Annotated in this window: 4 protein-coding genes; all 4 read right to left on the reverse strand. The window is 35.6% G+C overall.

Translation table 11 applies throughout. The features are described from left to right. On the reverse strand, positions 1-1,664 hold a 1,664-nt coding region (locus AC4PL9_RS13910; protein WP_491605352.1), incomplete at its 3' end, for an SBBP repeat-containing protein. 70 nt (positions 1,665-1,734) lie between these two features. Next, positions 1,735-2,304, reverse strand: a complete 570-nt coding sequence (locus AC4PL9_RS13915) for a hypothetical protein (protein ID WP_491605353.1) — start codon at positions 2,302-2,304, stop codon at positions 1,735-1,737. A 148-nt stretch (positions 2,305-2,452) separates the two neighbouring features. Next, on the reverse strand, positions 2,453-3,199 hold the full coding sequence (locus AC4PL9_RS13920; protein ID WP_491605354.1) for a LytR/AlgR family response regulator transcription factor: 747 nt from the start codon (positions 3,197-3,199) through the stop codon (positions 2,453-2,455). Further along, complete coding sequence (locus tag AC4PL9_RS13925) at positions 3,196-5,400, reverse strand: tetratricopeptide repeat protein (RefSeq protein ID WP_491605355.1); 2,205 nt, start codon at positions 5,398-5,400, stop codon at positions 3,196-3,198. Before AC4PL9_RS13925 ends, AC4PL9_RS13920 begins: the two co-directional genes overlap by 4 nt. Between the last annotated feature and the right edge of the window lie 133 nt (positions 5,401-5,533).

The following is a 5,533-nucleotide window of genomic DNA, read 5'->3' on the forward strand; positions in this document are numbered from 1 at the left end:
GGAACAGTTAAACTTGTTACAGAGCATTCTGATGTGATATTTGATAATGTTGCAATATCCACAACAGGTGCTGTGACGTCTTCAATGCTTAGGTTCAATGTCGCTGTAGAATCACATCCTGCTGCGTTTGTTGTGACGAAGGTGTAAACTCCGGTTGAATTATAGGTTATGCCATTCCAGGTATAAGAACTACAAGCTGTATGTGATTGTGACGAGGTGGTTGGTACACATTCCTGAAGTTTAAGAACAAAAATATCACCATTCCCATTAGAGGTGTGATTTTCTATTCCCGTTTCAGGGTTGAAATCAACTGTATTCCAGTAGTACCCGGTTATATATATTTCTCCGGACAGTCCTTTTGAACTTGAATAAGGACTATCTGTTCCTGTACCTCCAACGGATTGAGCCCATACGAAATCCCCATTCTCATCAAGTTTCTGAAAGTAGATATCGGAATCTCCCTTTGAGGGGAGAATTGTCGTTCCCGTTCCCGGATCAAAGTCAATCGTATCAGAAAAATAACCTGATGTAATGCTATTTCCATTTTCATCAGTCACAATAGATATTCCCTGGTCGGTAGAGACTCCTCCAAATGTTTTTACCCAAAGAAAATCACCATTTGAATTCAACTTTTGTACAAAAGCATCTCTTTCGCCCTGAGAAGTTACATTAAATACCCCTGAGCCTGGATCAAAATCAACCGTACTACTAAAGCCACCTGTCAAAAAAATATTTCCAATAGGGTCAGTTGTAATGCCCCTCACATAATCGGCTAACGTTCCGCCGAATGATTTAGCCCAGATAAAATTTCCGTTTTCATCTAGTTTTTGAATAAATGTATCCCAATTACCATTCGAAGAAAGGTTGGTTGTACCTACTCCCGGATTAAAATCTGAAGTTCCATAAGAGAAGTCCCCAACAATAAGTATGTTACCGTTATTGTCTATTGAAATTTCCCGACCTATACTTGATTGTCCGGAATCACCGCTTACTACACTAACCCAAACAAAATCTCCGTTTTCATCTAGTTTTAAGGTGTAGGCATCAGCAGCTGATGGCGTGTTATATATAGCTGTTCCCACCCCGGGATCAAAATCAACTATCCCGCGAAAAGCGCCGGTTACATAGATATTGCTTCCATCGGTAGCACATGAATAGGCCCAATCCTGATTGTTATCACTACCGAATGATTTTACCCAAAGAAAATTACCTGACGGATCGAGTTTTAACACAAAAGCATCATTACTACCTATTGATGTTAGGTTTGAAACACTAGGACCAGGATCAAAATCAACGGTATTAAAGAAGCCTCCAACAACGTATATATTTCCATTGAAGTCCGTAGTAATATCATAACCGCGATCAAGACCTGTTCCACCAAGTGTTTTTACCCAAAGAAGATTACCCGCATTATCCAGTTTTTGGACGAAAATATCAACGTTTCCGTTCGATGTATGATTGATTACTCCCGGTCCCGGGTCGAAGTCAACCGTATTGGCGAATGAACCAGTAATAAGAATGTCCCCATTTGGGTCCACAGTTGAAGAAAACCCAATATCCAATCCCGTTCCACCAACTGCATTAACCCATTCAAAAGATGGTTGGGCCCAGGATGAAAGACTAATCAGAAAGAGAAATAATGTGTTTACAAACGTTGTTCTCATAATTATTTAGGGGTTAAGTAGTAGTAAGTATTTGTAATAAGACTCTTTTCTGCTTGTTTCAGCTCTTAAACTAATAGTCCATTCCAATTAATTCGCCATCTAGTTTGTACGAATAAGTGAATGTAGTTCCACCGGTTTCCGGTTGAAGCATTACTACATACTCCGCTCTGGATGCTTCTCCCGTATCCGGATATTTAATGAAGGCCATGTGTAACCGGGCATTGTCTATTTGCTTTTCTTCTTTCAGGCTTTCTTTCGATTTTTCGACGAGTTCTCCAAGTTGACGCAGGCTAATACTAGTACCTAATTGAAACATAAAATCGGCAGCTTTGGTTCCTTCCGGAATTTCGATAGTGATATCCGAATTTTGTTGCCAGTCTCCGCTAGTCAAATTCCATTGTCCCATTTGCATAGATTCAGGTTCTGTTGTGGCAGTTACACCAACAATATTTCCAATGGATTCGTTGTACGTAATGCTTATTTCGGTAAAGTAGGCATCGTTTCCAAATTCACTTTTGATTTGGTTTTCTATCTTTTCAAATCCATCTGCATTTGCAGGTTCATTCCCGCTATTCTGACCACAAGACAATACTAATGCTCCGGAGATAAGGAATGTAAATACGTTTTTAGCTTTCATCATTTTAGTTAATTTTTACTGTTGTTGTACACGATAAATCGCGTTAATACATGTAAAAATAGAGTAGGGAAGCTGTTCCTGAAACAGGGATTTAATTTCTGCTTATGATGAAAGTATATCCGTTTGAAACGAAAAAATATTCGTTTTTAAGTTAGCTGTTTTTAAAACGGTTTGCAGAAAGAAAGGAGGATAAGAAAGATTCTTTTTTTCGGGTTGAAACAGGTATTTTTTTTTGGTTTCTGAGTACAATTTCCCCGGATTTATCATATTTATCGATGAATTTTAAATTCACCATATAGGATTGATGAGGTCGTAAAAAATTGTTGTTCAGGAGTATTTCTTCAAATTCTTTTAGTGTTTTTGAAACAACAAATTTCTTTTCCTCCGTACAATAGAAGGTGGTGTAACCTTTATCTGATTCACAATACAAGAGTTCGTTTAAGTCAATTACCTGGTAACTGTCCTGTAGGGAGAGCACGATTGTCTCATTTTCGTTACCCATCAGTTTTTTGACGGTACTCAGCTTCTCTCTATGTTTTTCGATAGGTGTTACTTCTACTTTTTGCAAAGCAGCTTTAAGTTCATCAACATCGACGGGTTTTAACAAATAATCAACAGCGCCAATTTTCAGTGCTTTTAAAGCGTATTCTTCAAATGCCGTAATAAAGATGATTTTGAAATCAATTCGTTCAAATTGATCGAGAAAGTCAAATGCCGTTCCGTCAGTAAGATTAATGTCTAAAAAAATCAACTCCGGTTTGCAGGTTCTGGAAACGACCAACGCTTCAGCAACGGATTCACATTCACCAATAACGTTAATGTCACTATCAATTGATTCCAATAAGTTGATCAACCCTTTTCTTATGTATGCTTTATCTTCAACTACTAGTGCTTTCATTGTTCACTAAATTTGTAAGGAATAACTAATGTTACCAGTGTTCCGGTCTCATTATTACTTTTTCTATCTATAATCTGAATAGAACCTTCTGTCTTCAATTCTCTTGCCAACAGTTGAATCCGTTCTTTTGAAATAGAAGTCGCTAGTGATTTTTTTGAGTTTCCCGAACGGTTTATCTTTTCCTGAACTCCGATACCATTATCTGTAATTGTACAAACAAGTTGGTTATCAGGAAATGAAAACACAACTTCAATATTCTTGTCCCGATGATCAGGCGTGAAAGCATGTTCTATCGCATTTTCTACAAAGGGCTGTATCAACATGGGGGGAATGAGTATATTTCCTGTGTGTATAGTATCAGCGACACGAATTGTAAAGGTAAAAGATTGATTTGATTCGATATTCTGAATAGCTACATAGTTTTCAAGTGCAATAATTTCCTGCGATAGGGGAGTCATTTTTTCTCGGGAACTTTCCAGTGTAACCCGAAGGAGTTTTGAGAATTTGGATAAATAAAGACTGGCTTTCTGATCTTCCTTATTCAAAATCATACCTTGAAGAACAGACAGTGAGTTAAATATGAAATGAGGGGTCATTTGAGAACGAAGTAGTTTTTGTTCGAGCAAACTGTTTTCGTTTTGTGATTTAATGTGTCGTAAGCGCAGTTGAAAAATCAGAATTGCAGCAATTAATAAGATAATTAAGAAAATAACAACGCCAATGAGAAAACGCGATTCTGATTTCTCCAAATCTTTGTTCGTAAGCTCTACTTTTTTTGTCAATTTTCGTTCCTTTGTATTGAAAACTTCCAACTCCTTCTGAAATTTAAAATCGTATTCAATTTGTGCAATCTTTTCAATTTTCTCCTTGTTGAAAATACTATCACTTAAAAGTTTATATTGTTCATGATGAACTAATGCGTCTCTGAAATTATTCTTTTTCTCATATATTTCAGCGAGTAATTTATTTACGTCACGTTGATAGGTTAATAAGTCTAAGTTTATCGATATTTTTTTACTCTCTAAAGCGTATTTCAAGGATTCCACTAGTTTTCCTTGTTGATTGTATACGGTAGCAATTCCAAGTAGTGAGTTACATAAGCTTAACTGAAATCCTAATTCTTCACTAACATCTTTGGCTTGATTATAATAAAATAAAGCGAGGTCATATTTTTTTAATGCGTAGTAAGTGTCACCTAAATTATTTAAGCAAGAAGATACAAGCCTGTTATCTTCTATTTTTTTTGAAGAAGCCAATGCTTCTTTCAATAAGGGAATTGCTTTTTCAAATTTTTGTTGATTGATGTGAATGATCCCTATATTCATGATCGTTTGATTGATCGCTTTTTTATCGTCAATATTCTGACTAATTGTCAGGGATTTCTCGTAATATTCTAATGCCTTTTCATAATTTAATCTTTTTTTATAGACAATACCAATGTTATTGAAGTCCTTTATGAGTTCAACTGAGTCACGAAGTTTTTCATCAATACCGAGTGATTTAGTATAGTACTGTAGAGCTAATGGGAAATTCCCCTGATCATCATAAAGTGTCCCAATATTATTGTAACAACTTGATATTCCGGCTGAATCTTTATTCGAAATATTAATATGTAAAGCCTTTTTATAATACTTTATAGCCTCATCATATACTCCAAGCTCTCCATACGAACTACCAATGTTAAGATATTGGGATTTCACATCTTCATTTCCTATTTTCTTTTCAATATCAATTGATTTTTTATACCATTGAATAGATGACTCCAGATCTCCTTTATAGTAATTAACTATTCCTAAAGCATTATATGTGGCTGAAAGTCCTGAGCTGTCAGCTATTGACGCATAGAGGTTACGGGCAGAGTCAAAGTTTACTATTGCTTTGTTATAATCTGATTGAACTGTAAAGGCAATACCTCTTATAAAAATTGCTCGGGCTTTCCCACTTGTATACTTTAACGTATTAGCGATCTTATGAGATTTTTTTACTAATTCAATCGTTTTGTCTATATCTATAGTGTAATAGGAAAAAGCAAGACTATTTAATGTATTCACCAGACTAGTGTCTTCTATTGAGCTTCTTTTTAACTCTCTTTCCAGGCTGTCAATAACAGATGTTTGCCCTGTTGTGTTTACTGCAAAAATGATAAGACAGAAGTTTAGTGTTAAGTACCTGTAAAAAGCAGTAGGGAAGAATCTTTTCATGCTCAGTTAAACAATAGTGGATTTGAATTAAATGACAAGTTTTGCGTAAAAATCAAAAAAAATGAGGATAAACCAGTTGTAAATCGAATTTTTTTATTCTGATGTCATTTGTAATATGGGGTTGCTTTTAAAA

Source organism: Wandonia sp., assembly GCF_984588085.1.

Bases quoted from the DNA above. Each gene is read 5' to 3' on its own strand.
- AC4PL9_RS13925 (WP_491605355.1), bottom strand. From the start codon at position 5,400: ATGAAAAGATTCTTCCCTACTGCTTTTTACAGGTACTTAACACTAAAC.
- AC4PL9_RS13920 (WP_491605354.1), bottom strand. From the start codon at position 3,199: ATGAAAGCACTAGTAGTTGAAGATAAAGCATACATAAGAAAAGGGTTG.
- AC4PL9_RS13915 (WP_491605353.1), bottom strand. From the start codon at position 2,304: ATGATGAAAGCTAAAAACGTATTTACATTCCTTATCTCCGGAGCATTA.